At 70.2% G+C, this 19,174-nt stretch carries 18 protein-coding genes; 5 read left to right on the top strand and 13 right to left on the bottom strand.

Going from position 1 to position 19,174, the window contains the following annotated elements:
• Positions 1-48: 48 nt before the first annotated feature.
• The 13 genes from ACOKGD_RS11225 to sdhC all read right to left on the bottom strand — a co-directional run bounded on the left by ACOKGD_RS11225 (position 49) and on the right by sdhC (position 12,507).
• A complete protein-coding gene (locus ACOKGD_RS11225) occupies positions 49-1,422 on the bottom strand; it encodes an MFS transporter (protein WP_342337409.1) in 1,374 nt (457 codons plus the stop codon).
• Positions 1,423-1,633: 211 nt separating this feature from the next.
• Positions 1,634-2,134, bottom strand: coding sequence for a 6,7-dimethyl-8-ribityllumazine synthase (ribH, locus tag ACOKGD_RS11220; RefSeq protein WP_342337408.1), 501 nt, complete (start codon positions 2,132-2,134; stop codon positions 1,634-1,636).
• A gap of 23 nt (positions 2,135-2,157) precedes the next feature.
• Positions 2,158-3,465, bottom strand: a complete 1,308-nt coding sequence (ribA, locus tag ACOKGD_RS11215) for a GTP cyclohydrolase II (protein WP_342337407.1) — start codon at positions 3,463-3,465, stop codon at positions 2,158-2,160.
• The gene (locus tag ACOKGD_RS11210) at positions 3,462-4,199 is read right to left on the bottom strand and encodes a riboflavin synthase (protein WP_342337406.1); all 738 of its coding nucleotides are present in this window, start codon (positions 4,197-4,199) and stop codon (positions 3,462-3,464) included. Before ACOKGD_RS11210 ends, ribA begins: the two co-directional genes overlap by 4 nt.
• Complete coding sequence (ribD, locus tag ACOKGD_RS11205) at positions 4,199-5,257, bottom strand: bifunctional diaminohydroxyphosphoribosylaminopyrimidine deaminase/5-amino-6-(5-phosphoribosylamino)uracil reductase RibD (RefSeq protein ID WP_342337405.1); 1,059 nt, start codon at positions 5,255-5,257, stop codon at positions 4,199-4,201. Before ribD ends, ACOKGD_RS11210 begins: the two co-directional genes overlap by 1 nt.
• Positions 5,258-5,514: 257 nt before the next feature.
• Positions 5,515-6,375, bottom strand: a complete 861-nt coding sequence (locus ACOKGD_RS11200; RefSeq protein WP_342337404.1) for an Fpg/Nei family DNA glycosylase — start codon at positions 6,373-6,375, stop codon at positions 5,515-5,517.
• A 56-nt stretch (positions 6,376-6,431) separates the two neighbouring features.
• Positions 6,432-6,989: a GNAT family N-acetyltransferase gene (locus ACOKGD_RS11195; protein ID WP_342337403.1), complete on the bottom strand. Its 558-nt coding sequence runs from the start codon at positions 6,987-6,989 to the stop codon at positions 6,432-6,434.
• Positions 6,982-7,986, bottom strand: coding sequence for a tryptophan--tRNA ligase (trpS, locus tag ACOKGD_RS11190; RefSeq protein ID WP_342337402.1), 1,005 nt, complete (start codon positions 7,984-7,986; stop codon positions 6,982-6,984). Before trpS ends, ACOKGD_RS11195 begins: the two co-directional genes overlap by 8 nt.
• A gap of 58 nt (positions 7,987-8,044) precedes the next feature.
• Positions 8,045-8,944 (bottom strand): exodeoxyribonuclease III, encoded by a 900-nt coding sequence (locus ACOKGD_RS11185; protein WP_342337401.1) that lies wholly within the window; start codon positions 8,942-8,944, stop codon positions 8,045-8,047.
• A gap of 62 nt (positions 8,945-9,006) precedes the next feature.
• Positions 9,007-9,804 (bottom strand): succinate dehydrogenase iron-sulfur subunit, encoded by a 798-nt coding sequence (locus tag ACOKGD_RS11180; protein ID WP_342337400.1) that lies wholly within the window; start codon positions 9,802-9,804, stop codon positions 9,007-9,009.
• A complete protein-coding gene (sdhA, locus tag ACOKGD_RS11175) occupies positions 9,804-11,627 on the bottom strand; it encodes a succinate dehydrogenase flavoprotein subunit (protein ID WP_342337399.1) in 1,824 nt (607 codons plus the stop codon). Before sdhA ends, ACOKGD_RS11180 begins: the two co-directional genes overlap by 1 nt.
• A gap of 20 nt (positions 11,628-11,647) precedes the next feature.
• Positions 11,648-12,106 carry a succinate dehydrogenase, hydrophobic membrane anchor protein gene (gene sdhD, locus ACOKGD_RS11170; protein ID WP_342337398.1) on the bottom strand — a complete coding sequence of 153 codons (459 nt, stop codon included), beginning with the start codon at positions 12,104-12,106 and terminating at the stop codon, positions 11,648-11,650.
• A complete protein-coding gene (gene sdhC, locus ACOKGD_RS11165) occupies positions 12,106-12,507 on the bottom strand; it encodes a succinate dehydrogenase, cytochrome b556 subunit (RefSeq protein ID WP_421355045.1) in 402 nt (133 codons plus the stop codon). The genes sdhD and sdhC overlap by 1 nt, the downstream gene beginning before the upstream one ends.
• A gap of 194 nt (positions 12,508-12,701) precedes the next feature.
• Between sdhC and ACOKGD_RS11160 the strand changes: the two genes are divergently transcribed.
• The 5 genes from ACOKGD_RS11160 (at position 12,702) to ACOKGD_RS11140 (ending at position 19,173) form a co-directional block, all read left to right on the top strand.
• Positions 12,702-13,814, top strand: a complete 1,113-nt coding sequence (locus tag ACOKGD_RS11160) for a mannose-1-phosphate guanylyltransferase (protein WP_342337396.1) — start codon at positions 12,702-12,704, stop codon at positions 13,812-13,814.
• Positions 13,815-13,965: 151 nt separating this feature from the next.
• The gene (locus ACOKGD_RS11155) at positions 13,966-15,066 is read left to right on the top strand and encodes a BMP family lipoprotein (RefSeq protein ID WP_342337395.1); all 1,101 of its coding nucleotides are present in this window, start codon (positions 13,966-13,968) and stop codon (positions 15,064-15,066) included.
• 113 nt (positions 15,067-15,179) lie between these two features.
• The gene (locus tag ACOKGD_RS11150; RefSeq protein ID WP_342337394.1) at positions 15,180-16,676 is read left to right on the top strand and encodes an ABC transporter ATP-binding protein; all 1,497 of its coding nucleotides are present in this window, start codon (positions 15,180-15,182) and stop codon (positions 16,674-16,676) included.
• On the top strand, positions 16,673-17,893 hold the full coding sequence (locus tag ACOKGD_RS11145; RefSeq protein ID WP_342337393.1) for an ABC transporter permease: 1,221 nt from the start codon (positions 16,673-16,675) through the stop codon (positions 17,891-17,893). The genes ACOKGD_RS11150 and ACOKGD_RS11145 overlap by 4 nt, the downstream gene beginning before the upstream one ends.
• Positions 17,890-19,173, top strand: a complete 1,284-nt coding sequence (locus ACOKGD_RS11140) for an ABC transporter permease (protein WP_342337392.1) — start codon at positions 17,890-17,892, stop codon at positions 19,171-19,173. The genes ACOKGD_RS11145 and ACOKGD_RS11140 overlap by 4 nt, the downstream gene beginning before the upstream one ends.
• Position 19,174: the final 1 nt, after the last annotated feature.

Raw genomic sequence — 19,174 nt, 5'->3', positions numbered from 1 at the left:
CCCTCCCGCCGAGGCGGGAGGGGCGATCCGGTTCCGGAGCGATCCGGATCAGTGCTCGATGTCGATGTCCTTGGTCTCCTTGCCGAGGAACAGGGCGATGAGCGTCAGCACGGCCAGGCCCGCGAGGTACAGGCCCACCAGCCACGACTGACCCTGCGTCGAGGCGACCAGCGCGGTGGCCACGAACGGGGTGATGGCCGCACCGAGGATCGACGAGATGTTGTACGCGATGCCGGAGCCCGAGTAGCGGACGTTGGTCGGGAACAGCTCGGGCAGCAGCGCGGCCTGCGGGCCGAAGGTCAGCCCCATCAGCGTGAAGCCGATCGCGAGCCACAGGGTGGTGCCGACGATGCCGCCCGACCAGAGCGGCTGGAACACCAGGCCGAACACGATGATGCCGAGGGTGACCCAGATGAGGAACCGGCGGCGGCCGATCCGGTCGGCGAGGGGGCCCGACAGCAGCGTGGTGATGCCGAAGAGCACGCACGTCGCGATCAGCAGCAGCTCGAACTGCACAAAGCCGTAGGCGCCCACCTCGGGGTTGTCCGGGTTGCCGAGGCCGGCCGGCGACGGCTTGGTGCCGTAGGTGAGGCCCCACGTCGAGACCGTGTAGAAGATGCCGTAGGTGGCGAGCATGTAGAACACGCCGAGGACGATCTGCTTCCAGTGGAAGCGGAAGACCTCGCCGAGGGGAGCCTTGACCAGGCGCTTCTCGTCCGACGCCTTCGTGAAGGCCGTGGCCTCGACGAGGCGGAAGCGCACCCAGAGGCCGATGATGACCATCACGGCGCTGGCGAGGAACGGGATGCGCCAGCCCCAGGCGAGGAACTCGGCGGAGGGCTGCAGCGGCGACTCGCCCGGCAGCGCGGCGTTGATGAGGAGGAACAGGCCGTTGGCGAGGATGAAGCCGAGCGGCGCACCCAGCTGCGGCCACGCGCCGTACCAGGCGCGCTTGCCGGCGGGGGCGTTCTCGGTGGCCACCAGCGCGGCGCCCGACCACTCGCCGCCGAGGGCGAAGCCCTGGGCGAGTCGCAGGATGATCAGGAACAGCGTCGCGACCCAGCCCCACTCGGCGTAGGTCGGGAGGCATCCGATGAGGAACGTCGCGATGCCCATCGTCAGCAGCGACGCGATGAGGGTCGCCTTGCGGCCGATGCGGTCGCCGAGGTGGCCGAAGAAGGCGGCGCCGACGGGGCGCGCGACCATCGCGGCGCCGAAGGTCGCGAACGACGCGAGCAGCTGGGTGGTCGGGTCGCCGGTGAAGAAGAGCGCGGGGAAGACGAGCACGGCGGCGACGGCGTAGCCGTAGAAGTCGTAGAACTCGATCGTGGTTCCGACCAGCGACGCGATAATGACGCGATTGCGCGGGTTGACCGGAGCGGCGGGCTGCGAGGAGCTCGCCGAGTCGACAGCAGTGGACATGCGGGTCCTTCTGGGGAATGGACGGGGAGGGGATGCCGTAGACGTCGTTGCCTATGAGCAGAGTGAGACTCACATCGAATCTACAGGATCATCCTGCTCAGTCCGGTCCACGAGGACGGCCGCCGACCGTGCACATCGTCGTCCCCCGGACGCGGCGACGGGGATCCGGCGCGGTGCCGGATCCCCGTCGCGGGATCGATGGATCGAGAGGTCAGGCGTCGATGTCCTCGGTGATGCGCAGCTCGCGCAGGGTGCGCAGGGTGAGTGCGGTGCGCATCGCGGCGTCGGCCGCCTCGGCTCCCTTGTCCTCCTTCGAGTCGGGAAGACCCGCGCGATCGAGGCCCTGCTGCTCGTCGTCCAGCGTCAGCACGCCGAAGCCGACCGGCTTGCCGGTGTCGAGCGCCACGCGGGTCAGGCCGTCGGTCGCGGCCGCCGCGACGAAGTCGAAGTGCGGGGTGCCGCCGCGGATGATCACGCCGAGCGCCACCACGGCGTCGGCTCCCGCCTCGAGGGCGGCCTTGGCGACCACCGGCAGCTCGAAGGAGCCGGCCACGCGGACCAGGTGGTGCGTGGCTCCCGCCGCATCGAGGGTGCGCTGCGCCCCCGCGATCATCCCGTCGGTGATCACGTCATGCCAGGTGCCGGCGATGATCACCACATCCAGGTCGGAACCGTCGATCTGTGCGCGCTCGGGCGCTCCATGTCCAGCCATGATGTCTATTCTTCCCTGTCCGGTCAGGCGTTCCCGTTGAGGGGCCCGGATCCGTCGTGCATTCGGGCCACGGCCTCCGCGAGGTCGGCTTCGCCGATGATGTGCCCCATGCGGTCGCGCTTGGTCTCGAGGTACTGGTGGTTGTTCGGGCCGATGCCCACGATGAGCGGCACCTGCTCGACGACATCCAGGCCGTAGCCGCGCAGCTGCGTCACCTTGTCGGTGTTGTTCGTGAGGAGGCGGATCCGGCTGATGCCGAGGTCGGCGAGGATCCCGGCGGCCGCCGCGTAGTCGCGCGCATCGGCGGGCAGGCCCAGGGCGGTGTTGGCATCGACCGTGTCGAGGCCGCGCTCCTGCAGCGAGTACGCGCGCAGCTTGTTGATGAGGCCGATGCCGCGGCCCTCGTGGCCGCGCATGTAGATGACGATGCCGCCGTCCTGCTCGATGGCGTCGAGCGCGGCGTCCAGCTGCGGACCGCACTCGCACTTCAGCGAGCCGAAGGCCTCGCCGGTCAGGCACTCGGAGTGCACACGCACCAGCGCCTCGGGGCCCGTCAGCTCGCCGGAGACGACGGCGATGTGGTCGGTGCCGGTCTGGCGGTCCTTGTACGCGAGGAAGCGGAAGGTGCCGTGCGAGGTCGGGACGGTGGCCTCGGCGCGCAGGCTCACCTGGCGGCGCGACGTCGCGGGGCCGCCCTCGCGGGGGTCGACCTCGTTCAGGTGCGCGATGAGCTGCTCGATGGTGATGACGGGGATGCCGTCGCGCTCGCCGAGCTCGAGCAGGCCGGGCATGCGCATCATGCTGCCGTCCTCGGCGACCAGCTCGCCGATCACGCCGACGGGGGAGAGCCCGGCGAGCAGCATCAGGTCGACGGCCGCCTCGGTGTGGCCGGCGCGGTCGCGGACGCCGCCGGGCACGGCGCGCAGCGGCAGCACGTGGCCGGGGCGGATCAGGTCGGTCGGCGTCGACGACGCGTCGGCCAGCACGTTGAGGGTGCGGGCGCGGTCGTGGGCGCTGATTCCGGTGGTCACGCCCTGGGCGGCGTCGACGCTGACCGTGTAGGCCGTCGAACGCGCGTCCTCGTTGTGCTCGACCATCGGCGGAAGGTCGAGGCGGTCGGCGTACTCCTGCGGCATCGGGGCGCACAGGAATCCGGACGACCAGCGCACGGCCCACGCGACCGTCTCGGGGGTCGCGAGCTCGGCCGACAGCACAACGTCGCCCTCGTTCTCGCGGTTCTCGTCATCGGCCACGATGATCGGGCGGCCGGCGCGCAGCGCGTCGAGCGCCGCCTCGATCGACGAGAGGGATCCAACGGGGTTCAGGCTCATCGCGAGCCTCCTTCGGTGCGACGGCCGGCATCGGGGGCCGGGGCGAGGTTCGGGTCGAGCACGGAGTAGTCGGCGGCGGGCACCTCGGTGGTCGCGAACGACCAGGGCCCGGGGGTCTCGGGGGCGGCGGCGCCGAAGGAGAGCAGGCGCTGCACGTGGCGGGCGAGGATGTCGGTCTCGAGGTTCACGCGGTCGCCCTCGACCAGGGCGCCGAACGTGGTGGCGACGAGGGTCTCGGGGATCAGCGACACCTCGAACCACGGATCGGACACGCCCGCCGCGCTGACGGCGCTGACGGTCAGCGAGACGCCGTCGACCGCGATGGAGCCCTTGTCGACGACGAGGGGGGCCAGGTGGCCCGGCAGGCCGATCCGCACGACGCGCCACTGCGCGCCGGGGCGGACCTCGCGCACCACGCCCGTGCCGTCGATGTGACCCTGCACGATGTGGCCGCCGAGGCGCCCGCCCGCGGCGGTGGCGCGCTCGAGGTTGACGGGCGTCCCCTCGCGGGCGGCGTCCAGCGTCGACATGTCGAGCGTCTGGCGCATGACGTCCGCGGTGAAGCCCTCGTCGGTCCAGGCGATGACGGTGAGGCAGACGCCGCTGACCGAGATCGAGTCGCCGTGGTGCACGCCCTCGACCGCGGTCGGCGCGTGCAGCGTGAGGCGCACGCCGTCGCCGGACGGCTCCACGGCCGTGATCCGGCCGATCTCCTCGACGATTCCGGTGAACATCAGCGGGCTCCTTCTTCCGGGGTCTTCTCCGCGTCGCGCGTGCCCTCGTCGCGGCGCTCCGCCACGAACAGGGTGTCCTCGCCGAGCGTGATCCGCTCGGTCACGGCCAGCCGGATGGCGTCGCCGATCGACGGCACGCCGATCTCGGTGAGGGCGAGGCGCGGGCCGCCGAGGATCACGGGGGCGACGTACGCGAGGACGCGATCGGCGTACCCCGCCGCGACGAAGGCGCTCGCCAGCGTGGGGCCGCCCTCGACGAACACACGGTGCAGGCCGTGATCCCACAGGTCGGCGAGCACGAAGGCCAGGTCGTGCGTGTCGTAGAACAGCGGCTCGGCCGGGTGGCGCCGCACGGCGGCATCGGCGGGCGTCTCGCGCGCGCCGATCACCACGGGCACCGGCTGCTCGGGCCGGAGGGCGTCGCCGTTCCGGGCCGTGAGCGCGGGGTCGTCGGCGAGGACCGTGCCGGTTCCGACAACGATCGCGTCGGCCTGGGCGCGCCGGACGTGGACGTCGGCGCGGGCCGCCGGCCCGGTGATCCACTGGCTCGTGCCGTCGGCCGCGGCGGCGCGGCCGTCGAGGCTCTGGGCCCACTTCACCGTGACGTGCGGGCGGCCGAGGCGGGTGGCGGTCAGCCAGGGGCCGATCAGGGCGCGGGCCTCGTCCTCGAGCAGACCGGACTCGACCTCGACGCCGGCGGCGCGCAGGCGCTCGCCGCCGCCGCCGGACTCCTCGCCCGGGTCATCCAGCGCGTAGACGACGCGGGCGACGCCGGCGCGGATCAGCGCCTCGGCGCACGGACCGGTGCGGCCGGTGTGGTTGCACGGCTCGAGCGTCACGATCGCGGTCGCCCCGCGAGCCCCGCCCTCGGGAAGGCGGCTGAGCGCATCGACCTCGGCGTGCGCCGTGCCGGCGCCGCGGTGCCAGCCCTCGGCCAGGATCTCGCCCTCGGGCGACAGGATCAGCGCGCCGACCTGCGGGTTCCGGCTGCGGGGGCCGCGGAGCGCGAGCTCGAGCGCGCGGGTCATCGCCTGCCGCTCAGCCTGGCTGTGCGCCATCCGGACCTCCTCGGGAAATTCGCGGGGGTCGACAGATGCGCGGGGCGCCGCGAACCGCGACGCGACCCATGCTTCCTCTCATCCGGACTCGCACGGCCGAAGCCGCGCATCACCGTCGGTTCCGGAATCCCACCGGATCAGCATCGGCCTGGGCCTCAGCTCGCGGACTGTCACCGCCGGTTCGGATTCTCACCGACCCCGGAGCACGTGTGCTGCACTCAGGGTATCTGAACGCGCCGTCACCGATTCCATTCCCGTCATTTGAGGAGACGTGACAGACGCCGGTCGGCGAGCACCTTCCCCCCGGTCTGGCAGGTGGGGCAGTACTCGAAGCTCCGGTCCGCGAGGAAGACGCTGCGCACGGTGTCGCCGCATACGGGGCAGGCCTCGCCGCCCCGCGCGTGCACGCTCATCCCGCGTCGCTTGGCGTCCTTCAGCTCGGCCGGCGGCCGGCCGCGCGCGGCCTCGACGGCCTCGGCGAGCGTCTCGCGCATCGCGACGTACAGGGTGTCGACGTCCTCCGGGGTGAGCTTCGCCGCGAGCGCGTAGGGCGACATCCGCGCCGCGTGCAGGATCTCGTCCGAGTACGCGTTGCCGATGCCGGCGATGGTCTGCTGGTCTCGCAGCACGCCCTTGATCTGGGTCCGCCGGTCCGTCAGCAGCGCCGCGAGGTCGTCCCGCGTGAAGTCCTCGCTCAGCGGATCCGGGCCCAGCCGGCCGATCCCCGGCATCTCCGCCGGATCGCGCACCACGTAGACAGCGAGCGACTTCTTGGTGCCGGCCTCGGTGAGGTCGAACCCCAATCCGTCGCCGAACCCCACACGCAGGGCGATGGGGGAGCGACCAGGTTTGATCACCGTCTGCGGCAGCGTCTCGTGCCACCGCAGCCAGCCGGCCTTGGCCAGGTGGAACACCAGGTGGTGCGTGCTCGTGGCGATGTCGAGGAACTTGCCGTGCCGCTCCGCCCCGGTGACCGTCGCGCCGATCAGCGTCTCGAGCGGCGGGTCGAACGTCTTCAGCGCCGAGATCGACGACACACGCGCCTGCGTGACCTCCAGCCCGACGGCCCTCCCGCGCAGGAAGCCGACCAGGCCCTCGACCTCCGGCATCTCTGGCATGCGGCAATCCTGCCGGTGGACGCGGATCCGCACAACGCGCAATCCCGCCCAGGGGATCAGCCGGGCAGGTCCCAGGCCGTGGTGGTGCGGGGGTCGTCGGCCAGCAGGCCCGCGATCCAGCCGTCCACACGCGGGCCGTGACCGGCGAGGCCGCGCCGGCGCACACCCTCGAGCCGGAAGCCGAGGCGCTGGGCCACGGCGGCCGATGCGGTGTTGCCGACGACCGCGTGCCACTCCAGCCGCTCCAGACGCAGCGGGCCGAAGGCGAAGTCGACGACCGCGCGCGCGGCCTCGTGCATGTAGCCGCGGCCGCGGGCGCGCTGGGCGAGCCAGTAGCCGAGTTCGGCGGCGCCGGCCTTGATGCGGTGAAGCCCCACCATCCCGGCCACGCCCGACTCGTCCCGCAGCGCCCAGACGTATTCGTCGCCCGACTCCCACCACTCGCCGACGAGCGACACGAACGTCTCGGCATCCTCGCGCGTATACGGCGAGGGCACGGTCGTGAAGCGCTGGATCAGCGGATCCTGGCAGATCTCGAAGATCGCCTCGGTATCGGCCTCCACCGGCCGCGAGAGCGTGAGCCGGCTCGTCTGGATGACGACCGGATCACCCACGACGCAGCAGGCCCACGCGCTCGTAGACCGTCGCCAGCGTCGCGTCGGCGACCTCGGCCGCGCGGTCGGCGTTCACGGCGAGCACCCGGTCGAGCTCGGCCGGGTCGTCGAGCAGCTCGAGGGCGCGGGCGCGCACCGGCTCGAACTCGGCCACGACCACGTCGCGCAGGCCCTTCTTGAAGTCGCCGTAGCCGCGACCGGCGTACTCGTCCTCGATCTCGGCGACGGGGCGTGCCGAGAGGGCCGAGTAGATCGTCAGCAGGTTCGAGACGCCCGGCTTCTCGGCGCGGTCGTACCGCACCATGCCGTCGCTGTCGGTCACGGCGCGCATGATCTTCTTCGCCGTCACGTTCGGGTCGTCCAGCAGCCACAGCACCCCGGCCTGCGACTCGGCCGACTTCGACATCTTCGAGGTGGGCTCCTGCAGGTCGTAGATGCGCGCCGTCTCGGACTGGATGACGGGCTTGGGCACCGTGAACGTCTCGCCGAAGCGCGCGTTGAACCGCTCGGCCAGGTCGCGCGTCAGCTCGACGTGCTGCTTCTGGTCGTCGCCGACCGGCACGACATCGGTGCCGTAGAGCAGGATGTCGGCGGCCATGAGCACCGGGTAGGTGAACAGCCCGACGCTCGTCGCGTCGGCGCCCTGCTTCTGCGACTTGTCCTTGAACTGCGTCATGCGCCCGGCCTCGCCGAAGCCGGTGATGGTGGACAGGATCCACGCGAGCTCGGCGTGGGCGCGCACGTGCGACTGCACGTAGAGGGTCGACTTCGACGGCTCGATGCCGGCCGCGATGTACTGCGCGGCCGTGCGGCGGGTCTTCTCCCGCAGCTGGGCGGGATCCTGCGGCACGGTGATCGCGTGCAGGTCGACGACCGAGAAGAACGCGTCGTACTGGTCCTGCATGCCGCGCCACTGCAGGAGGGCCCCGATGTAGTTGCCGATCTGAAGCGAATCGGCGGAGGGCTGCATTCCGGAGTACAGGCGCTGCTTGGTCACCAGTCGATCCTACGTTCCTGCGGCGGGCCGCTCCGTCGCCGGCTCCGTCGCCGATGGATCAGTCGCCGAGGGTGTAGTCGGCCACGACGGGGGCGTGGTCGCTCCAGCGCGTGTCGTAGGAGGGAGCGCGGTCGACGCGGTAGCCCGAGGCGCGCGGCGCGAGGGCGGGGGAGGCGAGGTGGTAGTCGATGCGCCAGCCCGAGTCGTTGTCGAAGGCCTGACCGCGCATCGACCACCAGGTGTACGGCCCGTCGACCTCGCCGGCGCTGGCCCGGCCCACGTCGACCCAGCCGAGACCGGTGCGGCCGGCGCTGAAGGCCCGGGTGTCGCTGCGCTCGTAGCCCAGGCCCCGGCCGATGCCCTCCTGACCCGCCACCGGCTCGCCCTCGGCGGTCAGGAAGCGGTCGAAGTAGGCGCGCTCGCGGGGCAGGAAGCCCGCCTTGGTGACGTTGCCCTTCCAGTTGCGGATGTCGAGGGGCCGGTGACCGACGTTCAGATCGCCCGTCACCAGCGCGAGCCCGCCGTCGGCGGAGAGCTCCGGCAGCCGCTGCTCCATGGCGTCGAGGAACGCCCACTTCGGATCCTGCTTGGCGGGGGTGTCGGCGTCGCCCGTGTAGACGTACGCGCTCACGACGGTCAGCGTCTCGCTTCCGAACTCGAAGTCGGCCTCGAGCCAGCGGCCGTTCGACTCGAGGGCGTCGTCGCCGAGCTGCACGCGGGAGATCGCGCACTCCTCGCGGCTGGCGATGGCGACACCGGCGCGCCCCTTCTGCAGCGACGCGTCGGCGATGACGCGCCAGCCGGGCAGGGCGGCCTCGAGGTGCTCTAGCTCGCCGCGCACCTCCTGCAGCGTGATGATGTCGGCGCCCGAGGCGTCGACCCAGGCCCCCATCCCGTTGCGGGCGGCGGCCCGGATGCCGTTGACGTTGACGGAGGCGATGCGAACACTGCGGGGCATGCCTACAAACGTAACGGGGGCCCCGGACATTGGATGTCCGGGGCCCCCGTCGGTCGAGCCGCTCAGGCGTGGATGATCTTGAGCTGCTTCTTGGCGCTGTCGGTGCCGCGCACCAGGGCCTGCTTCACGTCGGCGATGGCCTTGGTGATCTCGATGCCGCGGGGGCACGCCTCGGTGCAGTTGAAGGTCGTGCGGCAGCGCCACACGCCCTCCTTGTCGTTGAGGATGTCGAGACGCACGTCACCGGCGTCGTCGCGCGAGTCGAAGATGAAGCGGTGGGCGTTGACGATCGCGGCCGGTCCGAAGTACTGGCCGTCGGTCCAGAACACGGGGCACGACGAGGTGCACGCGGCGCACAGGATGCACTTGGTGGTGTCGTCGAAGATCGCGCGGTCGGCGACCGACTGCACGCGCTCCTTGCCCTTCTCGGGGGTGGAGGCCGCCTGCAGGAACGGCTGGACGTCGCGGTAGGCCTCGAAGAACGGGTCCATGTCGACGATCAGGTCCTTCTCGAGGGGCAGACCCTTGATCGCCTCGACGTAGATCGGCTTCGAGATGTCGAGGTCCTTGATCAGCGTCTTGCAGGCGAGGCGGTTGCGCCCGTTGATGCGCATCGCGTCGGATCCGCAGATGCCGTGCGCGCACGAGCGGCGGAACGCGAGCGATCCGTCCTGGTCCCACTTGATGCGGTGCAGGGCGTCCAGGACGCGGTCGGTCGAGTACATCTCGACGTCGTAGTCGACCCAGCGCGGCTCGCTGTCCGTCTCGGGGTCGAAGCGCCGGATGATGAACGTGACGAGGTACGACTGCACGGGCGAGTCGTTCGACTCGACCGGGGCCTCAGCGACAGTGCCGGACATCAGTACTTCCTCTCCATGGGCGGGTAGTTCAGCTCGCCCTTGTCGTTCTTGGTGAACACAACGGGCTTCCAGTCCAGACGGATGTGGTCATCCGGGTCGGACGAGTGCGGGTCGCCCGTCAGGTACGCCATCGTGTGCTGCATGTAGTTCTCGTCGTCGCGCGCCTGGTAGTCCTCGCGCATGTGGCCGCCGCGGCTCTCGCGACGGTTGCGGGCGGCGTAGGCGACGATCTCGGCGATGTCGAGCAGGAAGCCCAGCTCGACGGCCTCGAGCAGGTCGGTGTTGTACCGCTTGCCCTTGTCGTCGACGTAGATGTTCCGGTAGCGATCGCGCAGCGACGCGATCGTGCCGAGGACGTCGGTGAGCGACTCCTCGGTGCGGAACACCTGCGCCTTGTCGTCCATCTCCTCCTGCAGCTTCTTGCGGATGTCGGAGATGCGCTCGGTGCCCTTGGCGTTGCGGATGCCCTCGATCATGTCGCGGACGCCGGCGGCCGGGTCCTCGGGGAGCGGCACGAACTCGGCGGTCTTGACGTACTCGACGGCGTTCTGGCCGGCGCGCTTGCCGAAGACGTTGATGTCCAGGAGCGAGTTGGTGCCGAGGCGGTTCGCGCCGTGCACCGAGACGCACGCGCACTCGCCGGCGGCGTACAGGCCGGGAACGACGGTGTCGTTGTCGGCGAGCACCTCGCCCGCGTTGTTGGTCGGGATGCCGCCCATCGCGTAGTGCGCGGTCGGCATCACCGGGACCGGCTCGACGACGGGGTCGATGCCGAGGTAGGTGCGGGCGAACTCGGTGATGTCCGGGAGCTTGGTCTCGAGCACCTCGGCGCCCAGGTGCGTGCAGTCCAGCAGCACGTAGTCCTTGTGCGGGCCGGCGCCGCGGCCCTCGCGGACCTCCTGCACCATGCAGCGCGCGACGATGTCGCGGGGGGCCAGATCCTTGATGGTGGGGGCGTAGCGCTCCATGAAGCGCTCGCCCGAGGCGTTGCGCAGGATCGCGCCCTCGCCGCGGGCGCCCTCGGTGAGGAGGATGCCGAGACCGGCGAGACCCGTCGGGTGGAACTGGAAGAACTCGACGTCCTCGAGCGGCAGGCCCTTGCGCCAGACGATGCCGACGCCGTCTCCCGTGAGGGTGTGGGCGTTCGAGGTGGTCTTGAAGATCTTGCCGAAGCCGCCGGTGGCGAAGATGACCGACTTCGAGTGGAAGACGTGCAGCTCGCCGGTGGAGAGCTCGAGGGCGACGACGCCCGCGACCTGCGTCTTGCCGTCGGCGTCCTTCACGGTGATCAGATCGAGCGCGTAGAACTCGTTGAAGAAGTTGATGCCGAGCTTCACGCAGTTCTGGAACAGCGTCTGCAGGATCATGTGGCCGGTGCGGTCGGCGGCGTAGCAGGCGCGTCGCACCGGGGTCTTGCCGTGCTCGGCGGTGTGGCCGCCGAAGCGGCGCTGGTCGATCTTGCCGTCCGGCGTGCGGTTGAACGGCAGGCCCATGTTCTCGAGGTCGATGACGGCCTCGATGGCCTCCTTGGCGAGGATCTCCGCGGCGTCCTGGTCGACGAGGTAGTCGCCGCCCTTGACGGTGTCGAAGGTGTGCCACTCCCAGGAGTCCTCCTCGACGTTCGCGAGCGCCGCGGCCATGCCGCCCTGCGCCGCGCCCGTGTGGGAGCGGGTGGGGTAGAGCTTCGTGATGACGGCGGTCTTCGCGCCGGGGCCGGCCTCGATGGCCGCGCGCATGCCGGCGCCGCCGGCACCCACGATCACGATGTCGAACTGGTGGTAGTGCACGCCGTCGCGCACAACGGAGTCGCTGGTCTGCGTCATATCCCTTATCGATCTTCTTGTCAGGCGGCGGCCTGGCACATGTCCCAGAGCGAGCTGTCCTGCGTCACGCCGAGGCAGGGGTCGAACGTGAACACCACGAGGGTGCCGAGCACGATCATGACGGCGGCGGCGATCCACACGACCGCGACGAGCGTCTTGCGCACGCCGGGGGTCTGCACGTAGTCGTTGACGATCGTGCGCATGCCGTTGGCGCCGTGGATGAACGCGAGCCAGAGCATCAGCACGTCCCACCACTGCCAGAACGGCGTGGCGAACTTGCCGGCGACGAACGCGAAGTTGAGGGCGTGCACGCCGCCCTCGGGCAGCACGAGGTTGACCAGCAGGTGGCCGAAGATCAGCACAACGAGCACAACGCCCGAGGCGCGCATGTACAGCCAGCCCCACTTCTCGAGGTTGACGCCGCGGTTGCGGGGAGCGCTGTGCGGCGCGCGGGGCGCGGCGAGCGAATCGGCGGTCATCAGTGGCCCCCCTCGTAACCGAAGACGTTCATGAGCTGGCGCGGGACGAAGCCCGCCATGACGACGACCCACACCGCGAGCACGCCCCAGAAGAGCTGACGCTGGTACTTGGCGCCCTTGGCCCAGAAGTCGATCAGGATGATGCGCAGGCCGTTGAAGGCGTGGAACGCGATCGCGCCGACGAGTGCGATCTCGCCGATGCCCATGATCGGGTGCTGGTAGGTGCCGATGACCGCGTTGTAGGCCTCGGGGGAGACGCGGATCAGCGCGGTGTCGAGCACGTGCACGAGCAGGAAGAAGAAGATCGCGACACCGGTGATGCGGTGAAGGACCCACGACCACATGCCCTCGCGGCCGCGGTACAGCGTGCCCCGCGGTGTCTTCGAGGTGGTCTCGGCCACCGATGGTGTCGGACGTGAGGCGACGGCCACGTCGTTCCTCCCTGATCTCTGCGAGGTCTGACGCCCGGGCGGCACGCCGGATTCCGGTTGCCATGGGCAGGAAGAACTCTACGTCCGTCGCTGTGGCGGCGCGATGAAGGCGGACCTAACTCTCTCGACATCGAGAGAAAATCCGCACCGGATAACCTGGCCGTATGTCTGCACCCCTCGAGGACTTCTTCGCCGTCATTCCCGCGGGTGGCGTGGGCTCGCGTCTGTGGCCCCTGTCGCGGGCCGAGACGCCCAAGTTCCTCCACGACCTGACCGGGTCGGGTGTGTCGCTGCTGCGCAACACGTGGGACCGTCTGCTGCCCCTGGCGGGGGCGGATCGGATCACGGTGGTCACCGGGCAGGCGCACGAGCAGAAGGTGGAGGAGGACCTCCCCGACATCCTCGAGAGCAACGTGTTCATCGAGTCGTCCCAGCGCGAATCGGCCGCCGCGATCTGCCTGGCCGCGGCCATCCTGCAGCGCCGCCACCCCGGGGTGATCATCGGATCCTTCGCCGCCGACCACCACATCTCCCGCCAGCGGGCGTTCGAGTTCGCGGTGCAGCAGGCCGTCGCCCTCGCCCGCGCCGGCTACATCTCCACCATCGGCATCGCCCCCAGCGAGCCGTCGGTGGGGTTCGGGTACATCCAGAAGGGCGACGAGCTGGACGTGGAGGGCGCTCCCATGGCCGCCATCGTCGAGCGGTTCGTGGAGAAGCCGGACCTGGAGACCGCGCGCCGCTACTACGCCGACCGCAACTTCCTGTGGAACGCGGGCATGTTCATCTCCCGCGCCGACGTGCTGCTGGCAGAGCTGGCCGCCAACGAACCGGACCTGCACGCCGGCCTGCAGGAGATCGCCGATGCCTGGGACACCGACCACCGCGCCGAGGTCGTGGACCGCGTCTGGCCGGGGCTGAAGAAGATCGCCATCGACTACGCCGTCGCCGAACCCGCCGCCGCCAAGGGCCGCCTGGCGGTCGTGCCCGGCCACTTCGACTGGGACGACGTGGGCGACTTCGCCAGCCTCGCCAAGCTGATCTCCGGCGGCAAACCCGACCGGATGTCCGTCCTCGGGCAGAACGAGAAGGTGCTCGTCGACGCCTCCACCGGCCTCGTCGTCTCCCAGACCGAGCGCATCATCGCCGTCGTCGGCGTGAACGACCTCATCGTCGTCGACACCCCCGACGCCCTCCTGGTCACCACCAGCGCCCACGCCCAGCGCGTCAAGAGCCTCGTCGGCACCCTCCAGGAGTCGGGCCGCGACGACGTCCTCTGAGGCGCATTTGCAACGATCGCGTCTCAGCGATCCCGACTGTGCAGAATGCGCGGTCGAGATTATGTACCGTGTGCGTATCGCCCCGTCCGAGGAGGGGGCTGCAGTACGTCCCGCTGACTGGGCGGGCGCTGAGCACTACATGGAGGACAGTGTGATCAGGACCACCCGGAAGGCCGCGTTCGCCGGTCTCGCGCTCGCCGCCTCGGCGATCCTTCTCGCCGGCTGCGGCGCCCCGCCGGAGGACGCATCGGAGGGTGACGGCGGCGACGCCGCCGACGACTTCCTCGCCTGCGCCGTCTCGGACGAGGGCAGCTGGAACGACAAGAGCTTCAACGAGGCCGCCTTCGCCGGTCTGCAGAAGGCCGAGTCGGAGATGGGCATCCAGATCGACGACGCCGAGTCGGCGTCCGCCGAGGACTTCGTCCCGAACCTGACCGCCATGGTCGACAACGGCTGCGACATCACGTTCGCCATCGGCTTCAACTTCTCGCTGGGCGGCGAGAACGGCGTCATCTTCGACGTCGCAAGCGACAACCCCGACGCGAAGTTCGCGTGGCTGGACGGCTGGGGCTCGGACGACGTCGACAACGTCAAGCCGATCATGTACGCGAGCGAGCAGTCGAGCTACCTCGCCGGCTACCTGGCTGCCGCCTACTCGACCTCGAAGGTCGTCGGCACCTACGGCGGCCTGCAGATCGACTCGGTCACCTCCTTCATGGACGGCTTCTACCAGGGCGCCAAGAAGTTCGAGGAGGAGTCGGGCACGCCGATCAAGGTCGTCGGCTGGGACCCCGCCACCAAGGCCGGCGACTTCGTCGGCGACTTCGCCAACACCGAGGAGGCGAAGTCGATCTCCAACGGTCAGCTCGCCGCCGGCGCCGACGTGATCTTCCCGGTCGCGGGCGGTCTGTTCACCGCGACGGCCGAGGCCATCCGCGAGGGCTCGGACCCGAACGCCGTCATGCTCGGCGTCGACAAGGACATCGCGGTCACGCAGCCCGACCTCGCCGACATCACGCTGACGTCGGTCGAGAAGCGCATGACGCAGGCCGTGTTCGACATCATCGGCGAGGTGCACGACGACGAGTTCTCGGCTGAGCCGTACTTCGGCACGCTCGAGAACGACGGCACCGGCCTGTCCGACTTCGGCGCCTTCGCCGACAAGGTCCCGGCCGATGTGGTCTCGAAGCTCGACGAGCTGAAGCAGCAGATCATCGACGGCGACATCGAGATCACTCTCACGAAGAACTGACGCCTGATCAGGCGTCTGCCAGACGGGCGCCCGGTGCATCACGCACCGGGCGCCCGTCTCTTCCGAGTGGGAACGTTCCGAGTGGGAACGAGTTAGGTGAGGATGGGGAGACCATGAAACTCGAGTTGCGCGGCATCACCAAACGGTTCGGCGCCCTGACAGCCAATGACGGCATCGACCTGGTGGTGGAGCCCGGCGAGATCCACGCCCTCCTGGGCGAGAACGGCGCCGGGAAGTCGACCCTCATGAACGTGCTGTTCGGGCTCTACCAGCCCGACGAGGGCCAGATCCTGCTCGACGACGTCGCCCTCGACATCAAGGGCCCTGGCGACGCGATGGCGGCGGGCATCGGCATGGTGCACCAGCACTTCATGCTGATCCCGGTGTTCACCGTCGCCGAGAACGTCATGCTCGGCCACGAGCCCACCAAGGGCGGTGTGCTCGACCTCTCGACGGCCCGCAAGCGCGTGCGCGAGATCTCGGCCCAGTTCGGCTTCGACATCGACCCGGACGCCGTCGTCGGCGATCTGCCGGTCGGCGTCCAGCAGCGCGTCGAGATCGTCAAGGCGCTCTCGCGCGACGCCCGCGTGCTGATCCTGGACGAGCCCACGGCCGTCCTGACGCCGCAGGAGACCGACGAGCTGATGGTCACGATGCGTCAGCTGGCGCAGGCCGGCACCTCGATCGTCTTCATCACCCACAAGCTGCGCGAGGTGAAGGCCGTCGCCGACAAGATCACCGTGATCCGCCTCGGCCGCGTGGTCGGCGACGCCGACCCCACCGCCTCCAGCCAGGAGCTCGCCTCGCTGATGGTGGGCCGCGAGGTCGAGCTGACGGTGCAGAAGGCGCCGGCGAAGGCCGGAGAGGACGCCCTCGTCGTCGAGGGCCTCACCCTCTTCGCCGCGAACGGCGCCCGCCTGCTCGACGACGTCTCGTTCACGATCCGCGCGGGCGAGGTCATGTGCATCGCCGGCGTGCAGGGCAACGGCCAGACCGAGCTCGCCGAGGCGATCATCGGGCTGCACAAGCACGTCAAGGGCTCCGTGACCCTTCTCGGCGAGGAGCTGCTGGGCCGCACGGTCCGCGGCGTCCTAGAGGAGGGCGTCGGCTTCGTGCCCGAGGACCGCAAGGTCGAGGGCCTGGTCGGCGAGTTCAGCGTGGCCGAGAACCTCATGCTCGACCGCAGCTTCGACGGCCCGTTCGTCAAGCGCGGCAGCATCGACTTCGGCTACCGCGACGCGTTCGCCCGCGACGCCATCGCCGAGTTCGACATCCGCACCCAGGGCCCCGGCACCGCCGTCGGCAAGCTCTCGGGCGGCAACCAGCAGAAGGTCGTCATCGCCCGCGAGATGGCGCGCGACCTGAAGCTCTTCATCGCGTCGCAGCCGACCCGCGGCGTCGACGTGGGATCCATCGAGTTCATCCACGAGCGGATCGTCGCCGTGCGCGACTCCGGCGTGCCCGTGCTCATCATCTCGACCGAGCTGGACGAGGTCGCCGCCCTGGCCGACCGGATCGCGGTCATGTACCAGGGATCGATCATCGGGATCGTCCCGGGGAACACCCCCCGCGACCAGCTGGGCCAGCTCATGGCAGGAGTCGCCGCATGACCGCCGTCGTCCCCGACCAGCAGGTCCCCTCGCCCGCGGGCGAGGAGCGGCCGGACCGGATGCGCGCGTTCCTGCGCGACCTCGCCGAGGGCAGCATCGTGCGCACCCTCGTGGCCATCGCCCTGTCGCTCATCGCCGGTCTCCTCCTCGTGGTCTTCACCAACGAGGACGTGCGCCCGACGCTGAGCTACGTCTTCGGGCGACCCAGTGACTTCTTCCAGGCGGCGGGAGGCGCGATCTCCACCGCGTGGGACGCCCTCATCCGCGGCGCGATCTGGAACACCCGCGCCGACTCGTTCGCCGACGGCATCCGCCCCCTCACCGAGACGCTGCGCTTCGCCGGCCCGCTGATCGCGGCCGGTCTCGGCCTGGCGGTCACCTTCCGCACCGGCCTGTTCAACATCGGCGGCCAGGGCCAGATGCTGATGGCGGCGGCGTGGGCGTCGTTCGCCGCCAGCCAGCTGCACCTGCCGTGGGTCATCCACCTGCTGGTGGCCATGGTCTTCGGCTTCGTCGCCGCGGGGCTGTGGGCCGGCATCGCCGGCTTCCTCAAGGCGCGCACGGGCGCGCACGAGGTGATCGTGACGATCATGATGAACTACATCGCCGTCTCGCTCGTGACCTTCCTCATGCGCACCCCGGTGCTCCACGACATGTCGCAGGGCCAGAACCCCGCGACCATCGCCCCGGACCCCACCGCGGTCTTCCCGCTGCTGCTCGGCGAGGGCTTCGACCTTCGCTGGTCGTTCGTCGCGTGCCTGCTCGCGGTCGTTGTGTTCTGGTGGCTGATGGAGCGCTCGACGCTCGGCTTCCGCCTCCGCATGGTCGGGGCCAACCCCGACGCCGCGCGCGCCGCCGGCGTGAACGTCGAGACCACCGCGATCCTCGCCATGGTGATCTCGGGTCTGTTCATCGGTCTCGCGGGCCTCAACCAGGCGCTCGGCCGCGAGGGCAACTACGGCCCCGGCGTCGACGCCGGGATCGGCTTCGACGCGATCACCATCGCCCTCGTCGGCGGCAACGGCGCGCTCGGTGTGCTGTTCGCCGGCATCCTCTTCGGCGCGTTCAAGGCGGCGAGCCCCACCATGCAGGTCGCCGACGTCTCGCCCGAGGTGCTCAGCGTCATGCAGGGCCTGATCCTGCTGTTCATCGCGGCCCCGCCGCTGATCCGCGCGATCGTGCCCTTCCTGCCGAAGCCCAAGGAGGAGACGCGATGACCCTCACCGCCGAAACCGCCGCCCCCGCGCCCGCGCACGTCGTGCCGCTGCCGCCGCGGTCGTGGCGCACGCCCGTCCTGCTCGCGGTCGCCGCCGTCCTCACCCTCGTCGTCTTCGGGTTCCTCGGTCGCGACGAGATGACCAGCTTCGTATGGTCCGGATCCGGCGACACGGTCGTTGTGCCGAGCAGCCCCGCCTCGCCGCGGGTGCTCGGTCTCGTCCTCGGGGCGATCAGCGTGCTGGTCGCCGCGTGGGCCCTGTTCTCGGCGTGGAAGCGTCGTCCCGTGGGCATCTGGGCGTCGATCGTCGTGGCCGTCGCCTTCCTCGCCTGCCTGATGGCGTGGGTCGGTGCGGGCGGCCAGGTGCTGATCCCGTTCCTGCTGACCAACACGGTCGCCCTGTCCACCGCGATCGTGCTCGGCGCGATGGCGGGTGTGATCGGCGAGCGCGTCGGCGTCGTCAACATCGCCATCGAGGCCCAGCTGCTCGGCGGCGCGTTCACGGCCGCCCTCGTCTCCTCGACGACCGGCAACCAGATCGTCGGCCTCGTCGCGGCGATGATCACGGGCGCACTGATCTCGATGGTGCTCGCGGCGTTCGCGATCGTCTACGTCGTCGACCAGGTCATCGTCGGCGTCGTCCTCATCGGCCTCGTCACCGCGGTGACGCGCCTGCTGTACGCCACCGTGCTCGGGCCCGACTCGCAGACGTTCAACAACCCCGGGACGCTGCCGCGGGTGCGGATCCCGCTGCTGGCCGACATCCCCGTCCTGGGGTCCGTCCTGTTCGAGCAGCGCCTGACGACGTACCTGATGTTCCTCATCGTGCCCGCGGTCTGGTTCGTGCTGTTCAAGACGAAGGTCGGACTGCGCGTGCGCGCGCTCGGCGAGCACCCCCAGGCCGCCGACACGGTGGGCATCGACGTCAACCGCTGGCGCTTCTGGACGGTGACGATCGCCGGCCTCATCGCCGGCCTCGGCGGCGCCGCCATGACGATCGGATCCGTCGGAGCGTTCGTCAACGAGATGAGCGCCGGCAACGGCTTCATCGCGCTGGCCGCGGTGATCCTGGGTCGCTGGCATCCGATCTACGCGGCGCTCGCGGCGCTGTTGTTCGGCTTCGCCTCGGCGTTCCGCATCTGGACCAACCAGGCGGGCGCCGCGATCCCGACCGACCTGATCGAGATGACGCCCTACGTCGTGACGATCCTCGCCGTGACGCTCGTGGCCGGCCGCGTGGTCGCGCCGAGGGCCGTCGGCAAGCCGTACATCAAGGGATGAC

Origin of the sequence: Microbacterium phosphatis (assembly GCF_049177115.1) — a bacterium.
Taxonomy (GTDB): Bacteria; Actinomycetota; Actinomycetes; order Actinomycetales; family Microbacteriaceae; genus Microbacterium; species Microbacterium phosphatis.
This window is presented reverse-complemented; position numbering and strand designations above follow the sequence as displayed.